Source organism: Rhizorhabdus wittichii (genome assembly GCF_017607425.1).
Lineage (GTDB): Bacteria > Pseudomonadota > Alphaproteobacteria > Sphingomonadales > Sphingomonadaceae > Rhizorhabdus > Rhizorhabdus wittichii.
Map to the genome: position 1 here is coordinate 108,812 of NZ_CP059319.1, position 17,369 is coordinate 126,180.

Genomic DNA, 17,369 nt, shown 5'->3' on the forward strand with positions numbered 1-17,369 from the left:
TTGGCGAGTATGCGGGAAAATTACGGGCTTCTCCTGGTCGACGACGAGCCGGCCTATCATGCGATCGTGACGGCGCTGCTGCGGCCATTGTCGGCCGCCGTCGATCATGCGGCCGACCGCGCCGGGGCGCTCGGCCGGCTCGCCGCGCGGCGCTACGACCTGGTCCTGATGGACATCCAGCTCGGCGGGGACGACGGCCGGGAGGTCGTCGCGGCGCTCCGGGGGCGGAAGGTGGACTGCCCGATCCTGGCTTTCACCAGCCTCCATCCGGCCGAAGGCGAACGCTATTTCACCGATCGCGGTTTCGACGGCTGGATCGCCAAGCCGTTCGAGGGGCGCACGCTGGTCGCGGCCGCGCGTCGCTGGCTCGGCGACGAAACGCCGTCCGAAACGGCGGCGGAAGGCGGCCAGCTCGCCGCTTTGCTGGGGCCGGACGGCGCCGCTTCGATGATCGGCCGGCTGCACGCCAACCTGGCCGAGGCGGTCGCCCAGATCGACGGCGGCGCGGATGCGCGGCCGATCGGCCATCGCATGGGGGGACTGGCCGGCACGCTGGGCTTCCCGACGCTCAGCGCCGCCTGGCTGTCGTTGCAGGACGACCGGGCGGCATGGCCCACCGTCCGGGCGCTGACGATCGAGGCGATCGCGCCGCCGGCAGGGGCTTGACCGACCGGGCGGCGGCGGCCAAGCGGCTGGCGCGGCGCACTGGCCGCGCAAGGGAGCTGTCGTGGCCGAGACCCATATCCTCACCCTGTCCTGTGTCGATCATCCCGGGATCGTCGCCGCCGTGTCGACCTCGCTGGCACGGCACGGCGCCAACATCCTGGAGGCGCAGCAGTTCGACGACCTGCTGACCGGCCGCTTCTTCATGCGGGTGGAATTCGCGCTGGTCGGCGGCGCCACGATCGGGCAGCTCGCGGCGGGCTTCGCGCCGGTCGCCGCCGATCACGGCCTCGACCATCGCTTTCGCGCCTCGGCCGAGCGCAAGAAGGTGCTGCTGCTCGCCAGCAAGTTCGACCATTGCCTCGCCGACCTGCTCTACCGCTGGAAGATCGGCGAGCTGGCGATGGAGCCGGTCGGCATCGTCTCGAACCATCCGCGCGAGACCTATGCGCATCTCGACTTCGGCGACATCCCGTTCCATTTCCTGCCGGTCGGCCGCGACAGCAAGGCCGCGCAGGAGGCGAGCATCAAGGCGATCGTCGAGGCGACCGGCGCCGAGCTGGTCGTGCTCGCGCGCTACATGCAGATATTGTCGGACGACCTTGCCGCCTTCCTGGCCGGGCGCTGCATCAACATCCACCACAGCTTCCTGCCCGGCTTCAAGGGCGCCAAGCCCTATCACCAGGCGCATGCGCGCGGGGTCAAGCTGATCGGCGCGACCGCCCATCTCGTGACGGCCGACCTCGACGAGGGGCCGATCATCGAACAGGACACCGAACGGGTCAGCCATCGCGACACGCCCGACGACCTCGTCCGCAAGGGCCGCGACATCGAGCGCCGCGTCCTCGCCAGCGCGGTCCGCGCGGTCCTTGAGGACCGCGTCCTGATGAACGGCGCGACGACGGTGGTGTTCAGCTAGGCTATTTCCAGTTTCGACCTGTCTATTTGCCCATTTTTCCGTCATTCCCGCGAAAGCGGGAATCCACGGTTACGGAACACTCGATCTCCTGCGGGCCGCCGTCCATGGATTCCCGCTTTCGCGGGAATGACGGCAGGGCGTGAGGCGTCACTTGCCTGCGAACATCGCCGCTATCTCGCCGCCGCGCTTCGCTTCCAGCACGCCGCAGCTGTTGATCTGCTCGACGGTGCGGTCGAGCGCCAGCGCGCCGCGCTGGTAGCGGACGATCTCGGGCCGCAGCGCCGCTTCGACCGCCGCCGCCTTCTCGGCCGAGCAATAGCGGACCGGAACCGAGGGGAGCTGCGACGCGACGAAGATGCCGGCGTTCTTCACCAGCTCGGCATAATGGCCGATCATCCACTGATAGGCCATGTCGCGGGTCGCGGGCTCGAGCGCCAGATACTGGATCAGCGCGGTGCGGTCGCCGCTGCGCAGCCGCTTGTCGCCGAGATGGTCGAGCAGCCAGCGGCCCGCCGAGGCGCTGTCGGTGCTCGCGAGCGCGCCGATCGCGCTGTCGCGGAACAGCGTGTCGTCGCTCGTCACCGCCTTCTCGAACAGCGCCGCGACCGCGGCGTCGCCGCCGTCCGCCAGATAGGCGCCCAGCCCGGCGCCGAAGAAGGCCTGGTCGAGCGCTGCCTTGTCGCCGCCGAGCCACGCCTTCGCGGCAGTGGCGAGCGTCGCGATCAGCGCCTTGTCCCCGGCCTCGCCCGCGACGAGGGAGACGAGGTCGGCGCGCAGCTTCTGCCGGTCGCCGTCGTCGTCGGCATAGAGGCCGGTGCGCGGATCGAAGCCGATCGCGGCGAGCTTCGGCCGGTAGATGTCGGCCATGAAGGCGCGATAGCCGCCGATCGCGCCGCCCGCGATCATCCCCCGCTGGCGCAGGCCCGCCAGCCGCAGGCCGCCGTCGACCGCCGCCACCGAATAGTCGTTGGCCGCCATCGCCCGCGCGGCGTCGAGCAGCAGCGCGGGCGCCACCTCGCCGGCGCGGAAGCCTGCCCACAGGCTGTCGGTCAGCGCCAGCGCCTCGCCGGGCGGCAGGCTCGCCGCCTCGGCGATCAGAGTCTTCCACTCGGCCTCGGGCAGCGAGAAGCGATAATAGCCGGTGCCGCCGGCATTGGGGACGATCGCGCCCTTCGCGGTGATCGGCACGGTACCCGACGGCTTGTCGAGCAGGGTGCAGTCGCGGCTCTCGCCGACCCGGACGCACAGCGGGATGATCCAGCTCTGCTGCGGCAATTGGGTGCCGAGCAGCGCATAGCGCTTCTGGGCGACCGACAGGCCGGTGGCGGTCCGCTCGACGCGGACCACGGGAACGCCCTGCTGGTCGACGAAGCTCCTCAGCGATTCGAGCACGCGCGGATCGTGCGACGCGTCGGCGAGCGATCCGAAGAACTGATCGGTCGTCGCATTGCCATAGGCGTAGCGGTTGAGGTGGAGGCGGACGCCGTCGCGGAATTTCTCGTCGCCCAGATAGGCGGCGATCATCGCCACCACCTGGCCGCCCTTGCCATAGGTGACCTGGTCGAAGGCGCTGTCGATCTCGCCGTTGGTCTTGATCGGCTGGTGGATCGGCCGGCCCGCCTTCAGCGCGTCGACGTTCATCGCCCCGAACGCCTCGTCGATCGCGCCCGCGCCGATCTTCAGGTCGGGGCGCCATTCATTGCCGATGCGATAGCCCATCCAGTTGGCGAAGCTCTCGTTGAGCCACAGGTCGTCCCACCAGGCCGGGGTGACGAGATCGCCGAACCACTGGTGCGACAGCTCGTGCGCGACGACCATGCCGAAGGTCTTCTTCTGGTCGGTCGAGGCGCCGCGGTCGAGCAGCAGGATGGTGTCGCCATAGATGTCGGCGCCGGCATTCTCCATCGCGCCCGGCATCACCGGGGAGCCGATCTGGTCGAGCTTGGGGAAGGGGAAGGCGGTGCCGAAATATTTCTCCAGCAGCGTCACGATCGGCCCGGTGTTCTCCAGCGCGTAGCCGAGCTTGTCCTTGTAGGGCTGGGTGCCGACGATGCCGATCGGCAGCGGCTCCTTGCGCTCTGCGGTCGGCGAGACGGAACCGGTCGCGGTGGCGAACGGGCCGACGGCGAAGGCGACCAGATAGGTGGGCAGCGGCTTCGTCGCCTCGAATTCGTGGCGGACGAGGTCGCCGGCCTTCGTCGTGCGGACCTCGCGGCTGTTGCCGATCGCGACCTCGCCCGGCCTGGTGGTCAGCGAGACGGTGAAGGGCGTCTTGTAGCCGGGCTGGTCGAAGCCGGGGAAGGCGGCGCGCGCGTCGATCGATTCGAATTGGGTCCAGGCATACCATTGGTCGGCGACCTTGACCCGGTAGAGGCCCGAGGCGCCGTCGCCGAACGCGGCGTCATAGTCGAAGACCAGCGTCACCTTGCCGGCGGGCAGCGGGCTCGCGAAGTCGAGCCGCGCGACGCCCGATCCGTCGACCTCGCCATAGCGCGCCGCGACCGTCCGGCCGCCGACCCTGGCGACGACGCGCGCGACCTTCAGCGAACGGCCGTGGAGGAAGAGCGACCGGGTCTCGGCCTTGAGCGTCGCGTCGATCTCGGCATGGCCGGAGAAGCGCTCGCGATCGGGCACGATGGTGAGGTCGAGCCGATAGGCGAGCGGGGTCGCGGCGTCGGAGAGGATGCCGAGCGGCACCGGCTCGGCCGTGGTCGCGGCGGCGGAGAGGGGAACGGAAAGTGCGGCCAGGGCGACGGCGGCAAGCAGCTTCTTCATGGAGCATCCTTCGGATGGAATGCGAGGGTCATATAGTCGACTAATACACCTGGCAAGCCGTGCCGGCGGGGACGGTCAGGAGGCGGCCCGGACCCGGTGCTTCGGCCCCGGCGGGGTGCGGCCGGCGATCACCACCCGGTCGCGCCCGTTCTCCTTGGCGGCGAGCAGCGCGCCGTCGGCGACGCTGATCAGGCTCGCGGCGTCGGCCTCCGTCGGATAGGCGGCGACGCCGATCGACACCGTCACCGGCGGCAGCGGGCGTCCGCGATAGGCGAGCGAGACCTTGCGGATCGTCTGGCGGATCTCCTCGGCCCGCTCGGCGGCGGCGGCGCTGTCGCGGGTGGGCATCAGCAGGACGAATTCCTCGCCGCCATAGCGGCAGGCGAGGTCGCGTTCGCGGGCATGGCCCTTCAGCACCTGGGCGACATGCTGCATGACGAGGTCGCCCGCATCATGGCCGAATTCGTCGTTGAAGCGCTTGAAATGGTCGATGTCGACCAGCAGGCAGCCGAGCGGCGCGTGCTGGCTCTCGGCCAGCGCGCGCTCGGCATTGAACACCTCGTCGAGATGGCGGCGGTTGGAGAGGCCGGTCAGCGGATCGCGCGTCGCCAGCGCGCCGAGCGTCGCCCGGAGCTGGATGTTGGCGAGGGCGAGGCCGATATTCTCGGACATGAGGTCGAGGTAGATCGCCCGCTCGGCATAGCGGCCGTCGCCGTCCTGCCCTTCGAAATAGAGCATCCCCACCGTGCCGCCCTGCGCCATCAGCGGCACGCACAGGCAATCCTGCCCGTCGATGTCGCCGATATGCTGGCAGCAGATGTCCTCTCCCTTCGCGTTGCTGCGATGCGAATGGCCGCGACGCAGGCCCCAGCAGAAGGAGGGAGCGAAATCGGCGATGCTCAGCTTCGGGTCCTGCCAGCGGCCGATCGTCGCCAGCCGGCCGCGCCCATGGTCATAGACGAAGATGTGGCCGGCGAGGTCGGGGAAGATCTGCGGCGCGTAGCAGACCACCACGTCGGCCAGCTCGGCCTCGACGTCGCAGCCCTGCATCCGGTGCATCATCCGCGCGATCAGGTCCTTGATCCGGCGGTCCTCGTCGCGCTCCTGCTCGAGCCGCTCGCGCTCGATGCTGTTGCGCCGGAACAGGCGCAGCGCGCGGGTGACCTCGCCGATCTCGTCATGGCGGCGGTCGTCGGGCAGGTCGGCGTCGTAATCGCGGTCGGCCATGCGGACGACGACGTCGCTCATATGCGCGAGCGGGCGCGCCACGCGCCGCGACAGGATGAAGTAGAGCACGGCCAGGAACAGCAGGCCGGTGAGCCCCAGCAGCAGCCGGGCGATGTCGTCCCATCGGTCGGCGCGCTCGCGGGCGCGCTGGAGATCGCGTTCGGCGCGCCCCTTCAGCGCCTGCTTGAACGCGCCCAGCGACCGGTCGATGCCGGCGTCTAGCGCCAGATAGTCGGGCCCGTAGAGCAGCCGCTGCGCCTCCGCCCGGTCGCCTTGGTCGACGGCGGCGATCGCGCGCCGCTCGATCGCCTCGATCCGGTCGAGGTCGCGGTCCGCCGTCAGCAGCTCGGCATATTCGTGCCGGGGGATGCCGAGCGCGTCGAGCCGGCCGACGGTGCGGTCGACCACGCCGACATCGTCGCGGTCACGCAGCCAGGCGGTCTTGTGCTCGGCTTCGCCGCGCATGGCGTAGAGCCGGGCCTGGTCGGTCATCCGCTCGACGATCAGCTCGATGTCGTCGGCGATGCGGATATAGTCGGAACGGCGCTCGACCGCGATCCGTTCGTCGCCGTCGGCCTGGACCGACGCCATGAAGGCCGCGCCCGACCCGAAGGTCAGCAGCAGGGTGACGCCATAGGCCCAGTTGGTGATCGTCGCTATGCGCATGGTGCCGCCCGCCAGCCTCTCGATGGCGCGACGTTAGATCATCGGCCCGGCTTTTTGCACCCTCCGCAAAATTGCGGATGAAGTGCTCAGCGCGCCGCCATCTTGCCGTCCCCGGCCTGCCAGCCGCCGCCGAGCGCGCGGAACAGGTCGACCTGGGCGTTGGTCACGCGCGCGTCGGATTCGGCCAGGTCGGCGTCGGCGCTGGCCGAGGTCCGCTCGGCGTCGAGCACGGTCAGGAAGTCGACGCGCCCCTCGCGGAGCTGGGCGCGGCTGATCGTGGCGGCGGTCTGCGCCTGCGCCGCCGCCTCGCGCAGCGCCTCGCGGCGCTCCAGCTCATGGCCATAGGCCGACAGCGCGGTCTCGGTCTCTTCCAGCGCGCGCAGCACCGTCCCGTCGAAGCCGGCGAGCGCCGCGCGGGTCGACGCCTTGGCCTGGGCGATCTTCGCGCGGCCGGCCTCCTGGTTGGGGAAGTTCCAGCTCAGCAGCGGGCCGAGCAGCCAGCGCAGCGGACCGCCGCCGAACATGTCGCCGAGCGAGGGGCCGGTCGATCCGATCGAGCCGCCGAGCGCGATGCGCGGATAGAGATCGGCGGTGGCGACGCCGATCCGCGCGGTCTCGGCCGCCAGCTTGCGCTCCGCCTCGCGGATGTCGGGGCGCCGCGCCAGCAGGCCGCGCCCGTCGCCGACCGGGATCGGTCGGTCGAGCCGCAGCGTCAGCGCGCGGGTGCCCACCTCGGGCGGCAGATCGGCAGGCGTCCGGCCGGTCAGCGTCGCCAGCCGGAACAGCGCCGCGTCGCGCTGGGCGCGCAGCGGCGAGAGCGTCGCCCGCTGCTGCTCGCGCAGCGCCGAGGCGCGCGACAGGTCGAGCTTCGAGGTGCGGCCAGCCTCGAAACGCTTGGCGGTCAGGCCGACGACCTGGTCGAGCAGTCCGAGCGTGCGTTCGGCGACCGCCAGCCGCTCGACCGCCGAGGAGGCGTCGGCATAGGCGCGCGCCGTCTCGGCGGCGATCGCCACCTTGACCGCGTCGCGCGCCGCCTCGGCCGCCTGCGCGTCGCCGCGCGCGGCCTCGATCGAGCGCCCGACCCGGCCGAACAGGTCGACCTCGTAGGAGACCGACAGCCCGGCGTCGAACGACCAGTCCTCGCGCTCCGCGCCGGCCGGGCGTTGGGTCGCGGGCAGGCGGCCATAGTTCGCCCCGGCGGAGACGTCGGTCTGCGGCAGGCGGCCCGCCCGGCTTTCGCGCAGCAGCGCGCGCGCCTTGTCGAGATTGGCGACGGCGATGCGCAGGTCGGTGTTCGCCGCGAAGGCATCGGCGATCAGCCGGTCGAGCACCGGGTCCTGGTAGAGCCGCCACCAGGCCTGGTCGGGCTCGGCCGGGGTGACGGGGGCGGCCGGGGCCTTGATGAAGGGGCCGTCAGCGCCGGCCGGGGCCGCCGGGCGGACATAGTCCGGTCCGGCGGCGGCGACGGTCAGCAGCGCGGAACCCGCGAGCAGGAGTTTCCTCAGCATGTTTTCCTCCCTCATTCGGCGGGGACGGCGGCGGCGCCGTCGTCGTCCCGGCCGTTCGCGCCCCGGCCGAACCGCTTCGCGAAGCGGTCGGCGAGGCTGCGGGTGGCGACGTAGAAGGTCGGCGTGAAGACGAGCCCGAAGAAGGTCACGCCCAGCATGCCGGAGAAGACCGCCGTGCCGAGCGCCTGGCGCAGCTCGGCGCCCGGCCCGGTCGCGATCACCAGCGGCACCACGCCGAGGATGAAGGCGAAGCTGGTCATCAGGATCGGCCGCAGCCGATCCTTCGCCGCGCGCACCGCCGCCTCGACCGGCGACAGCCCTTCCTCCTCGGCCTGCTTGGCGAACTCGACGATCAGGATCGCGTTCTTGGCGGCGAGGCCGATCAGCACGACCAGGCCGATCTGCGTCAGGATGTTGTTGTCCATCCCGCGCAGGTTCACGCCGGTCATCGCCGCGAGCAGGGTCATCGGCACGATCAGGATGATCGCGAGCGGCAGCATCAGGCTTTCGAACTGCGCCGCCAGCACCAGGAAGACGAACAGCACCGCCGCGGCGAAGACGATCATCGCGGCGCTGCCGGCCAGCTTCTGCTGATAGGCGACCTCGGTCCATTCGGTGCCGACGCCCGCCGGCAGCTTGCTCGCCAGCGCCTCCATCGCCGCCAGCGCCTGGCCGCTGCTGTGGCCCGGCGCGACGTCGCCCTCGACCTCGATCGACGGATAGAGGTTGTAGCGGACGACGCGATAGGCGCCGTTGCGGTCCTCGACCGTCGCGACCGCGCCCAGCGGCACCATCCCGCCCCGGTCGGACCGGGTCTTGAGCTGCTGGATGTCGCTCGCGTCGTCGCGGAACGGCAGGTCGGCCTGCACGGTCACGCGATAGGTGCGGCCGAGCAGGTTGAAGTCGTTGACATAGGCCGACCCCAGATAGACCTGCAGCGCCTCGAACACCCGGCTCGGCGGCACGCCCATCATGTCGGCCTTGGCGCGGTCGACATCGGCGTAGAGGCGCGGCACGCCATATTCGAAGTTGGTGTAGACCATCTTCAGGCTGGGGTCCTTGTTCGCCTCGGCGATCATCGCCCAGGCGGCCTGGTTGAGCTTCTCCAGCCCCTGGCCGGAGCGGTCCTGCAGGATCATCTTGAAGCCGCCGCCGGTGCCGATGCCGCGGATCAGCGGCGGCTTCAGCACATAGATATGCGCCTGGTCGAAGCCGTGCGCCGCCTTGTTCGCCTCGGCGAGGATATTCTCCTCGGTCAGGCCCTTCTTCGCGCGCTCCTTGAAGCTGTCGAAGACGAGGAAGGCGACCGCCGCGTTGGAGGCGGTGGTGCCGCTCGGCCCATGATAGCCGGCCAGCATCACCGCGCCCTTGACGCCCGGAACCTTCAGCATCTTCCTGGCGACCGCCTGCATCGTCGCGTCGGTCGACGCGAGCGAGGTGCCGGGCGGGGTGAAGATCGCGGTCATCAGATAGCCCTGGTCCTGCGACGGGATGAAGCCGACCGGGGTCGCGCCGAACAGCGCGGCGGTCAGCGCCAGCAACCCGGCATAGGAGAACAGCACCCGCTTCGGCCGAGCGAGCAGCTTGCGCGTGCTCGCCGCGTAGAAATTGCTCAGCCGATCGAAGCCGGCGTTGAAGCGCTGCGCGCCGACCGCCGCCATCCGCCGCCAGCCACCGGCGGGCAGGTGATCGGCCTTCGGCCTGAGCAGCCGGGCGGCGAGCGCCGGCGACAGGGTGAGCGACAGGATCAGCGAGATGATCGTCGCCGAGGCGATGGTGACCGCGAACTGGCGATAGAATTCGCCGGTCAGCCCGGTCAGGAACATCGTCGGCACGAACACCGCGCACAGCACCAGCACGATCGCGACCAGCGCGGTCGAGACCTCGTCCATCGACCGGAACGACGCCTGCATCGGGCTCAGCCCGTGCTCCAGGTTGCGTTCGACATTCTCCACGACGACGATCGCGTCGTCGACGACGATGCCGATCGCCAGGACCAGGCCGAACAGCGACAGGTTGTTGAGCGAATAGCCCATCGCCGCGAGCACCGCGAAGGTGCCGATCAGCGACACCGGGATCGCGATCACCGGGATGATCGCCGCGCGCCAGCTCTGCAGGAAGACGAGGATGACGATGACGACCAGCACCACCGCCTCGAGCAGGGTGTGCTGCACGGCGTTGACCGACTCGCGGATGAAGTTGGTGGGGTTGTAGATCACCCGATAGTCGAGCCCGCGCGGGAACTTCTCCGACATCAGCTTGAGCTCGGCGAGGACCGCGTCGGCGGTGGCGAGCGCGTTCGACCCCGGCCGCTGGAACACCGCGATGCCGAGCGACGGCTGGCCGCTCAGATACATGTTGATGCCGTAATCCTCGGCGCCCAGTTCAACCCGCGCGACGTCCTTCAGCCGGGTCAGGTGGCCCTCCGCGTCGGACTTGATGACGATGTCGGCGAACTGCTGCGGGGTGGAGAGGCGGCCCTGCGTCTCGACGTTCAGTTCATAGGCGCCGGTCGCCTCCGGCGGCTTGCCGATCGCGCCGGCCGCGACCTGCACGTTCTGGGCGCGCAGCGCGGCGACGATCTCGCCGGCGGTCATGTTGCGCGCGGCGGCGCGGCCCGGATCGATCCAGATGCGCATCGCATAGTCGCGCGCGCCGAACAGCCGCACCTCGCCGACGCCGTCGAGCCGGGCGAGCCGGTCGCGCATCTGGGTCAGCGCATAGTTGGAGATATAGCCGCGATCGAGCGAGTTGTCGGGCGAGATCAGGTTGGCGACGAGGATGAAGTCGGGCGAGGTCTTGCGCGTCACCACGCCCTGACGCCGGACGTCCTCGGGCAGGCGCGGCTCGGCCAGCGCGACCCGGTTCTGGACCAGCACCTGCGCCTCGTCGAGGTCGGTGCCGAGCTTAAAGGTGACGGTGATCGTCAGCCGGCCGTCGCTGGTCGCCTGGCTCGACATGTAGAGCATGTCGTCGACGCCGTTGATCTCCTGCTCCAGCGGGGAGGCGACGGTGTCGGCGATCGTCTCTGCCGAGGCGCCCGGATAGGTCGCGCTGACCGTGACGGTGGGCGGCACGACGTCCGGATATTGCGAGATCGGCAGGCCGAAGAAGGCGAGCGCGCCGACGATCGTGATCACCACGGCGATGACGCCGGCGAAGATCGGCCGCTTGATGAAGATATGGCTCAGGCGCATGGCCCCGTTCCCCTGTGGCGCCGGCGCGAGCGGGGCCGCTCGCCCTTCCTCGCGGGAAGGGCGTCAGGCCGCCGCGCGGGCGGTTGTCGGTTGGTTCAGCGCGCTGCCGCCAGCGTCGCCTGTGACGATATCGGCGCCGGGACGGCCGGGGCCGCCGCGACGGCGGTGGCCTCGATCCGGCCGGCGATGGTCTGGACCTTGGGCGCGCTCGCGGCGAACTGCACGCCGGAGATCACGACCCGGTCCTTCGGCTTCAGTCCCGAGCGGATCACCCGCAGGCCGTTGATCAGCGGGCCGGCGTCGACCGGACGGGCCTCGACGCTGCCGTCCTTGCCGGTGACGACATAGACGACCTTGCGGGCCTGGTCGCTGACCACCGCGGCGTCGGGGACGAGCAGCGCCTTGCGCGCGCCGCCGGCCGCCAGCCGCATGTTGCCGAACATGCCCGGTGTCAGGAAATAGCCGGGATTGTCGATCACCGCGCGGCCCCGGATCGTCCCCGATCCGTCGTCGAGCGCATTGTCGGTGAAGTCGACCTTGCCCTTCCAGCGATAGTCGGGCTCGTCCTGCAACCGGATCTCGACCCGGTCGCTGGCATCCTTCTGGCGCCGCTGCTTGAGGTAGAGCGATTCCGATCCGTCGAAGCTGAAATAGATCGGGTCGAGCGCGTTGACCGTGGTCAGCACGGTGGCGCTCGCCGCCGCGTCGCCCGAGACGAGGTTGCCGATGTCGACCCGCCGGTCGGAGACGCGGCCGGAGATCGGCGCGCGGACCTGGGTGAACTCGACGTCGAGGCGGCGGGCCTGGACCTGCGCGCGGGCCGCCGCCAGCGCGGCCTCGGCCGACTGGACGCGGGCGCGCAGCGAGTCGACCTCCTCCGCGCTCACCGCCTGGTCGGCGATCAGCCGGTTGGCGCGGGCGAGGTCGGCATGCGCCAGCGACAGCGCCGTCGCCGCGCTCGCCGCGCGGGCGCGCGCCTCGGCCAGCGCCGCCGCGAAGGGGCGCGGATCGATGGTGAAGAGGAGCTGGCCCTTGCGGACGATCTGGCCGTCCTTGAAATGGATGCCGGTCAGCGCGCCCGAGACGCGCGGCCGGATCTCGACCGCCTGGCTCGCTTCGAACCGGCCGACATAATCGTCCCATTCGACGATCGATCGCTCGATCGGCTGGCTGACCGTCACGGTCGGCAGCGGCTGGGTATCGGCCTGGGCCTTGTCGTGCCCGACCAGGCCGTAGGCGCCGAACAGGATCAGCCCGGCGACGGGCAGCGCGGCATAGGCGGCGCGCTTGCGGGTGAAGCGAGGGGCCCGCGCCGGCTGCTGCTGCTCGGGCTCGGGCAGGTGGGCCGGATCCCCCTTGAGTTCGGAGAGGTACATGTTGCGTGTCCCTGTGTAGGCAAAATGTAACAGAACGGTACGTATCACCGGTAAGTACCGATCGGTTACATATATTGCAAGTGCGAAGGCGGCCTGCCCGCATGCAAAAATATCTATGGACGATGGAAGAAATCGGTTTGGAACCGATTCCGGGCTGATATCCATTGCAGGCGGACGGAGGAGCGGACGGCGTGACGAACATCGACGAGGACGGGCTCGTGGCCGGCATCGAACTGGGTGGCACCAAGGCGATCGCCCTGGTCGCGCGCGGGCGCGAGGTGCTGGCGATGGAGCGTATCCCGACCACGACGCCCGACGCGACGCTGGCCGCGATCGAGGATCGGCTGTCCGCCTGGCAGGCCGAGCATGGCCGGGTCGCGGCGATCGGCATCGCCAGCTTCGGGCCGGTCGGGCTCGATCGCGCCCGGCCCGATTACGGCCATATCACCTCCACCCCCAAGCCGGGCTGGCGGCAGGTCGACCTGGTCGGTCGCTTCGCGGCGCGGTTCGGGGTGCCGATCGGCTTCGACACCGATGTCGCCGGGGCCGCGCTCGCCGAGCATCGCTGGGGCGCGGGGGCAGGGGGATGAGTGCTGGCTACCTGACGGTCGGGGACCGGGGTCGGCGGCGGCGTGCTGGTCGACGGCGAGCCGGTCCATGGCCTGATCCATCCCGAGCTGGGCCATCTCCGCGTCCGCCGCGCGCCGGGCGACGCCTTCGCCGGCATCTGCCCTTTCCATGGCGATTGCCTCGAAGGGCTGGTGTCGGGGCCCGCCATCGCCGCGCGTGCCGGCCGGCCGGGCGACCGGGTCGGCGACGGCGATCCGCTGTGGGACGAGGTGGCCGGGGAGATGGCGGAGGCGGTCGCGGCGCTGATGCTGACCCTGTCGCCGCAGCGCATCCTGATCGGCGGCGGCGTCTTCCAGGCGCGTGGATGGCTGTTCGATCGCCTCCGCGCGCGCGCCGCAGAGCTGCTCGGCGGCTATCTCGCCGGGATCGGCGCTGCCGAGCTGGCGGACATCGTGGTTCCGCCGGGGCTGGGCGCGATGGCCGGGCCGCTCGGCGCGGTGGCGCTCGCCTATCGCGCCTGAGGGGCGGCGCGGCCGGCGCGGAGCATGTCGCCGATCGTCCGGTCGAAATGGCGGGTCATCATCCGGCGGGCCGTTTCCGGATCGCGATCGGCGATCGCGCGGGCCAGCATGCGGTGGCGGTCGATCATGTCCGATCGCTCGCCCTCGGTGGTCCGCGTCCGCCAGGCGGCGGGGACGGCCTGCGTCATCATCGGCGCAAAGGAGCGGATGATCTGCAGGAACAGCGGATTGTGGCTGGCCCGCGCGATCGCCTCGTGCAGCGCGATGTCGGCGGCAATCACCCGGGGCATGTCGCCGCCAGCCTCGGCGATCGCCTCGGCGAGCGCGAGGATCAGCGCGGCTTCCTCCTCGGTCCGGTTCGCGGCGGCGAGCTCGGCGGTGCGGACCTCCATCGTCTGGCGGACGTCCCAGATCTCGATGATCGACACCTGCGCGGTGGCGACCGCATGGTCGAGCGAGGCGGCGATCACCGTTCCGTCGATCGCGCCGACGCGGGCGCGCCGTCCGTTGGCGACGTCGATCAGCCGCAGCGCGGCGAGCGCGCCGAACGCCTCGCGCATCACCGCGCGGCTGACCCCCAGAAGATCGGCGAAATGGCCTTCGCCGGGCAGCGTGTCGCCGACCCGCAGCCCGTTGTCGCGGATATGGTCGCGGACGGCCTGCACCGCCTGCTGGACCAGCGATCCGCCCGGATGTGCGGGCGATTCCCGCTCCGGCGTCATGCCGGCGGAGGCCGGCATCTCGGGCGTCTCCTGCCTCAACGTCGTCTCCTTTCTGCCGAGATCCCGGCCTCCGCCGGGATGACGGTAAAGGTCATAGCTGGAATATCTTGCCGGGGTTGAACAGGCCCTTCGGGTCGATCGCCTGCTTGACCAGCCGCATCAGGTCGACCGCGTCGCCCAGCTCGTCGAGCAGGAAGCGCTGCTTGCCCAGGCCGATGCCATGCTCGCCGGTGCAGGTGCCGTCCATCGCCAGCGCGCGGGCGACGATCCGTTCGTTGAGCGCCTCGACCTCCGCCATCTCGTGCGGGGCGGCCGGGTCGACCGCGAAGACGACGTGGAAATTGCCGTCGCCGACATGGCCGACGATCGTCGCCGGGATGGCGGAGCGCGCCAGGTCGGCCTGGGTCTCGACGATGCATTCGGCGAGGCGGCTGATCGGCACGCAGACGTCGGTGGTCCAGCCGACCGCGCCGGGGCGCTGGCTCATCGCGGCGTAATAGGCCTCGTGCCGCGCCTTCCACAGCCGGCTGCGCTCCTCGGGCCGATGCGACCAGAGGAACTCGCCGCCGCCATTGTGGCCGGCGATCTCGCGCACCGTCTCGACCTGTTCCTGCACATGGCGCTCCGATCCGTGGAACTCGAACAGCAGCGTCGGCTGCTCGGCATAGTCGAGCTTCGAATAGGCGTTGCACGCCTTCATCTGCGCCGCGTCCAGGATCTCGATCCGGGCGACGGGCACGCCGATCTGGATCGACTGGACGACGGTGTCGACCGCGCCCTGCAACGTATCGAACCCGCAGACCGCCGCGGAGATCGCCTCTGGGATGCCGTGCAGGCGCAGGGTGATCTCGGTGATGATGCCGAGCGTCCCTTCCGCGCCGATCATCAGCCGGGTGAGGTCGTAGCCAGCCGCCGACTTGCGCGCGCGCCGGGCGGTGCGGACGATCCGGCCGTCGGGCGTCACCACCCGCAGCGACAGCACCGCCTCGCGCATCGTGCCGTAGCGGACGGCGTTGGTGCCCGAGGCGCGGGTCGAGGCCATGCCGCCGATCGTGGCGTTGGCGCCGGGATCGATCGGGAAGAACAGGCCCTGGTCGCGCAGATATTCGTTGAGCTGCTCGCGCCGCACCCCGGCCTGGACGGTGCAGTCGAGGTCCTCCGGGTTGACCGCGAGGATCGCGTCCATCTCCGACAGGTCGATGGTCAGGCCGCCCCGGACGGGGGTGACGTTGCCCTCGAGCGAGGTGCCCGCGCCGAAGGCGACGACCGGCACCTCGGCGGCGACGCAGAGCCTGACGAGCGCCGCCACCTCCTCGGTCGACCGGACGAACGCCACCGCGTCGGGCAGCACCGGATCGAAATGGGTCTCGCTCGATCCGTGTTGCAGGCGGATCGCCTCGCCGGTGCCGAGCCGATCGCCGATCACCGCGCGGACATCGTCGAGGAAGCCCGGCGGCAACGGCTTGCGGTCGTGGGTGGTGAATGGCGCGGTCATCCGATGGTCTCCCTGCACTGAGTCGTGGAGAGCGACCTATCAGATAGCTAACCTTTCAGAAAGGTCTGTCCTGCTCAGGGCAGGAAGGCCTGCGCGGGCATCACCGGCTCGGGCCGCGCCAGCCCGTCGACCAGCGAATAGACGAGCCGCTTGTCGCGATCGAACGGCGCCCAGGGCAGGCCGCCGTCGCGCGCGAAGCCGGCCCAGATGCGATGGGTGTGATCGGCCAGCTCCTGCGGCGGATTCCCGCCCACCATGCCCTGCGGCCCCGTCGTCGCCGCCAGCGTGTCGAAGACGAAGGGCAGTTCGAGCCCGTGACAGGCGCCAAGCTCGCCCCGGAAGGCGGGCGAGCGCCAGTCGAACTGGTACATATGGGTGCGCCCCCGATGCTCCTCGGCGAAGCGGCGCGCCGGCCAGCGGAAGACGAGGTCGTTCATCGCGTCGGTCAGCGCCTGGCCCGCCGGCATGTCGCGCTGGCCCAGCCCATAGGCCTTGAGCACCTTGCGCGCCTGCGGCTGCGAGCGGCTGAGCAGGAAGGTGGCGAGCAGGCCGCCGATCTTGTCGCGGACGCCGGTGGGGACGAGGTAGAGGTTCATCTCCTCCGCATTGGTGCCGATCAGCACCTCGACCCCGGCCCCCGCGCCCTGCCGCAGCGCGTCGAGCGGCTGGAGCGGCAGCACGTCGTCGCCATGGACGGGTGTGAAGCGGCCGATCCCGAACATCGGCTCGCGGCCGCCGGAGTCGCGCAGGTCGATCTTGGCGGTTCGCTGCGACACCGTTTCGACCGCGTCGAGCAGCGCGTCGAGCGGGACGCTTTCGAACCCCGCCTTGTCGGGGCTGATCCGCAGCAGCTTGGCAAGCTTCTTGACGAGCCGCTGCATCACCGCGACCTCGCGGGTCATGCCGGCGTGGCCGCTCTGGATGATCGCGCGGCGGAACAGCCCCTCGGCCAGCGGCGAGGCGATCAGGTTCGCGATCGCCATCGCGCCCGCCGACTCGCCGAAGACGGTGATGGCGTCGGGATCGCCGCCGAACGCCGCGGCGTTGGCGCGCACCCAGCGCAGCGCCGCGATGATGTCGCGCAGGCCGAGGTTGGTCGGCACGCCGGGGATCGGCAGGAAGCCGTCGACGCCGAGGCGATAGTTGATCGCGAAGCAGACGATGCCGTCGCGGGCGAAGGCGCTGCCGTCGCTGACCGCGGCGTCCTTGCTGCCGATCACGAAGCCGCCGCCGTGGATCCAGACCATCACCGGCCGCCCGCCGCCGCCGCCATCGGGCGCCCAGACATTGGCGGAGAGATATTCGTCGCCATGGACCCAGCCGGTGCCGATCAGGGGCGCGACGTCGAGGCCGGGGAAGTCCTTCACCCGCTGGGGCGTTGGGGGCCGGGGCGGGTGGCGTCGCACCTCCACGGCTCGGCCGGTTCGGGCGCGAAGCGGCGCGCGCGGACCGGGACGGCGGCATAGGGGATGCCCAGGAAACGGCGGACGCCTCCCTCGCTGATGCCACGGACCGTCCCTGCGGTCGTGTCGGCGATTGCGTCGGCCATCACGGTCTCCTGTCCATCTTCCGTCCCGTCTAAACCCATATACGCGTCAGTTCGCCCGGCATTGCATCACACGGGTGCGCTTTTGCCGATGCGATCGTCGCGCCGGCGGGAACTTCGGCCGCCGCCCGGCGTCGGGAAGGTCGGGAGGCCGGGCTCGTTTCGGGCACCGCTTGAAATCGGG

At 70.6% G+C, this 17,369-nt stretch carries 11 protein-coding genes and 1 pseudogene; 3 read left to right on the forward strand and 9 right to left on the reverse strand.

Features of this window, described 5'->3' with window-relative positions; translation table 11 throughout:
• Nucleotides 1–9 precede the first annotated feature (9 nt).
• Together HRJ34_RS00625 and purU are read left to right on the forward strand one after the other, a co-directional pair.
• Nucleotides 10–666 carry a response regulator gene (locus tag HRJ34_RS00625; protein WP_226948992.1) on the forward strand — a complete coding sequence of 219 codons (657 nt, stop codon included), beginning with the start codon at nt 10–12 and terminating at the stop codon, nt 664–666.
• Nucleotides 667–727: 61 nt separating this feature from the next.
• Nucleotides 728–1,582 carry a formyltetrahydrofolate deformylase gene (gene purU / locus HRJ34_RS00630; protein WP_208633078.1) on the forward strand — a complete coding sequence of 285 codons (855 nt, stop codon included), beginning with the start codon at nt 728–730 and terminating at the stop codon, nt 1,580–1,582.
• Nucleotides 1,583–1,729: 147 nt separating this feature from the next.
• Here the strand turns inward: purU and HRJ34_RS00635 are convergent, their stop codons facing one another.
• From HRJ34_RS00635 to HRJ34_RS00655, 5 genes are all read right to left on the reverse strand, one after another.
• Nucleotides 1,730–4,357 (reverse strand): M1 family metallopeptidase, encoded by a 2,628-nt coding sequence (locus HRJ34_RS00635; protein WP_208633079.1) that lies wholly within the window; start codon nt 4,355–4,357, stop codon nt 1,730–1,732.
• A gap of 75 nt (nt 4,358–4,432) precedes the next feature.
• Nucleotides 4,433–6,250 carry a sensor domain-containing diguanylate cyclase gene (locus HRJ34_RS00640; RefSeq protein ID WP_208633080.1) on the reverse strand — a complete coding sequence of 606 codons (1,818 nt, stop codon included), beginning with the start codon at nt 6,248–6,250 and terminating at the stop codon, nt 4,433–4,435.
• A gap of 86 nt (nt 6,251–6,336) precedes the next feature.
• Nucleotides 6,337–7,758: an efflux transporter outer membrane subunit gene (locus HRJ34_RS00645; protein ID WP_208633081.1), complete on the reverse strand. Its 1,422-nt coding sequence runs from the start codon at nt 7,756–7,758 to the stop codon at nt 6,337–6,339.
• A gap of 11 nt (nt 7,759–7,769) precedes the next feature.
• Nucleotides 7,770–10,955 (reverse strand): efflux RND transporter permease subunit, encoded by a 3,186-nt coding sequence (locus HRJ34_RS00650; protein WP_208633082.1) that lies wholly within the window; start codon nt 10,953–10,955, stop codon nt 7,770–7,772.
• A gap of 95 nt (nt 10,956–11,050) precedes the next feature.
• Nucleotides 11,051–12,331 (reverse strand): efflux RND transporter periplasmic adaptor subunit, encoded by a 1,281-nt coding sequence (locus tag HRJ34_RS00655; RefSeq protein ID WP_016745489.1) that lies wholly within the window; start codon nt 12,329–12,331, stop codon nt 11,051–11,053.
• A 278-nt stretch (nt 12,332–12,609) separates the two neighbouring features.
• Between HRJ34_RS00655 and HRJ34_RS00660 the strand changes: the two are divergent.
• Nucleotides 12,610–13,422: pseudogene (locus tag HRJ34_RS00660) on the forward strand (ROK family protein).
• On the opposite strand, the gene HRJ34_RS00665 reads toward HRJ34_RS00660, so the two are convergent.
• The 4 genes from HRJ34_RS00665 to HRJ34_RS29400 all read right to left on the reverse strand — a co-directional run bounded on the left by HRJ34_RS00665 (nt 13,410) and on the right by HRJ34_RS29400 (nt 17,188).
• Nucleotides 13,410–14,162, reverse strand: coding sequence for a FadR/GntR family transcriptional regulator (locus tag HRJ34_RS00665; protein ID WP_226948993.1), 753 nt, complete (start codon nt 14,160–14,162; stop codon nt 13,410–13,412). The pseudogene HRJ34_RS00660 and the gene HRJ34_RS00665 sit on opposite strands and share 13 nt — an antisense overlap.
• A gap of 73 nt (nt 14,163–14,235) precedes the next feature.
• Entirely contained in the window at nt 14,236–15,639 is a 1,404-nt protein-coding gene (locus tag HRJ34_RS00670; protein WP_208633084.1) for an FAD-binding oxidoreductase, read from the reverse strand.
• A 74-nt stretch (nt 15,640–15,713) separates the two neighbouring features.
• Entirely contained in the window at nt 15,714–17,006 is a 1,293-nt protein-coding gene (locus tag HRJ34_RS00675; protein ID WP_264319414.1) for a carboxylesterase/lipase family protein, read from the reverse strand.
• Nucleotides 17,003–17,188 carry a carboxylesterase family protein gene (locus HRJ34_RS29400; RefSeq protein ID WP_264319415.1) on the reverse strand — a complete coding sequence of 62 codons (186 nt, stop codon included), beginning with the start codon at nt 17,186–17,188 and terminating at the stop codon, nt 17,003–17,005. Before HRJ34_RS29400 ends, HRJ34_RS00675 begins: the two co-directional genes overlap by 4 nt.
• Between the last annotated feature and the right edge of the window lie 181 nt (nt 17,189–17,369).

Bases quoted from the DNA above. Each gene is read 5' to 3' on its own strand.
- HRJ34_RS29400 (WP_264319415.1), bottom strand. From the start codon at position 17,188: ATGGCCGACGCAATCGCCGACACGACCGCAGGGACGGTCCGTGGCATC.
- HRJ34_RS00650 (WP_208633082.1), bottom strand. From the start codon at position 10,955: ATGCGCCTGAGCCATATCTTCATCAAGCGGCCGATCTTCGCCGGCGTC.
- HRJ34_RS00665 (WP_226948993.1), bottom strand. From the start codon at position 14,162: ATGCCGGCCTCCGCCGGCATGACGCCGGAGCGGGAATCGCCCGCACAT.
- HRJ34_RS00625 (WP_226948992.1), top strand. From the start codon at position 10: ATGCGGGAAAATTACGGGCTTCTCCTGGTCGACGACGAGCCGGCCTAT.
- HRJ34_RS00640 (WP_208633080.1), bottom strand. From the start codon at position 6,250: ATGCGCATAGCGACGATCACCAACTGGGCCTATGGCGTCACCCTGCTG.
- HRJ34_RS00670 (WP_208633084.1), bottom strand. From the start codon at position 15,639: ATGACCGCGCCATTCACCACCCACGACCGCAAGCCGTTGCCGCCGGGC.
- HRJ34_RS00645 (WP_208633081.1), bottom strand. From the start codon at position 7,758: ATGCTGAGGAAACTCCTGCTCGCGGGTTCCGCGCTGCTGACCGTCGCC.
- HRJ34_RS00655 (WP_016745489.1), bottom strand. From the start codon at position 12,331: ATGTACCTCTCCGAACTCAAGGGGGATCCGGCCCACCTGCCCGAGCCC.
- HRJ34_RS00635 (WP_208633079.1), bottom strand. From the start codon at position 4,357: ATGAAGAAGCTGCTTGCCGCCGTCGCCCTGGCCGCACTTTCCGTTCCC.